Source organism: Streptomyces flavofungini, assembly GCF_041028215.1.
GTDB classification, from domain to species: Bacteria; Actinomycetota; Actinomycetes; order Streptomycetales; family Streptomycetaceae; genus Streptomyces; species Streptomyces flavofungini_B.
This window is the reverse complement of sequence record NZ_JASKYR010001275.1, coordinates 1-1258: the sequence shown is the minus strand read 5'-3', so window position 1 is coordinate 1258 and position 1258 is coordinate 1. Positions and strand designations below refer to the sequence as shown.

2 protein-coding genes are annotated in these 1258 nt (G+C 75.0%); one reads left to right on the top strand and one right to left on the bottom strand.

Going from position 1 to position 1258, the window contains the following annotated elements; all coding sequences use genetic code 11:
- Nucleotides 1-421, top strand: a 421-nt coding sequence (locus tag AB8Z36_RS40385) for a DNA polymerase (RefSeq protein WP_369218328.1), incomplete at its 5' end; no start/stop codon positions are given.
- On the opposite strand, the gene AB8Z36_RS40380 is transcribed toward AB8Z36_RS40385, so the two are convergent.
- Nucleotides 403-1258, bottom strand: an 856-nt coding sequence (locus tag AB8Z36_RS40380) for a tetratricopeptide repeat protein (RefSeq protein WP_369218327.1), incomplete at its 5' end; no start/stop codon positions are given. The genes AB8Z36_RS40385 and AB8Z36_RS40380 overlap by 19 nt on opposite strands.

The following is a 1258-nucleotide window of genomic DNA, read 5'->3' as shown; positions in this document are numbered from 1 at the left end:
GAGTCCGCCCGCGGCGGGGGCCGGGGAGGACGACGAGGCGGGCATTCCCCAGGAGGGGCCGGAGGKTTCGCCGTCCGGCGACGGGGAGAGCGGGGAGTTCACTCCCGGCTATGCCTCCACCAACGCCCGCGCGCGGGGCCGGTTCACCCGCAACTTCGTCGTGCAGGGCAGCGCCGCGGACTGGGCGCTGCTGATGCTGGCCGCGCTGCGGCGGGCGATCCACGAGGGCGGGATGCGGGCCGAGCTGGTCTTCTTCCAGCACGACGAGGTCATCGTGCACTGCCCCGCCGAGGAGGCGGCGGCCGTCGCGGTGGCGGTACGGGAGGCGGGCGACCTCGCGGGGCGCATCGCCTTCGGGGAGACGCCGGTCCGCTTCCCGTTCACCACCGCCGTCGTGGAGCGCTATGCCGACGCCAAGTGAGCCAGCAGGCCCCGTATCTCGTCGGCCACCTCGCTGTCCGTGCCGTCCAGGGACCGCAGCGCCGCCGCCCACTGCTCGTACGCCGCCCGGTCGTGGCCCTCGGCCCTGAGCAGCAGTCCGCGCTGGTGGCGGGCGAGGCCGGTCATGTGGGCGTCGCCGCGCTGTGCGGCGCGGTCGAGGAGGACGGCGCACTCGCGGGCGGCGTCCTCGGGGCGGCCGAGTCCGCGCAGGGCCCGGACCAGGCCGAGGCGGGCCTGGGAGTCGCCGTGCCAGTCCTCGTACTCGCCGTGGACGCGCAGGCTCTCCTCGAAGTGCGTGAGGGCTGCGGCGGGTTCGCCGAGGGTGAGGTGGGCGTAGCCGATGTTGCAGTGGGCGGACTGGCGGACGATGGCGTGCCCGAGCCGCTCGCCGATCGCGAGGCTGCGCTCGTGGTGGGTGATGGCGGCGCGGGCGTCCGTGTGCTCGTAGAGGTTGCCGAGGTGGCTGAGGGTGATCGCCTCGCTCAGCGGGTCGGCCAGTTCCTCGGCCAGCGCGAGGCTCTGCCGCAGGGCTTCGCCGGACTCGGTGTGGCGGCCGAGCTTCTCCAGGAGCAGGCCCCGGTTGTTGAGGCCGCGGCGCACGCAGGAGACGAGGCCGAGATCCCGCCAGAGGGCGAGCGCCCGGTCGTTGAGCGCGAGCGCCTCGCTGCCGCGGCCCGACATGAAGTGCATGCCCGCGAGATCGGTGAGCGCCTGCGCCTCGGCCGCGCGGTCGCCCGCGCGGCGGGCCATGTCCAGGGCGATGCCGCCGAGCACGGCCAGTTCGCTGATGCGGCCCCGCCGTTGGAGGTACGGGAAG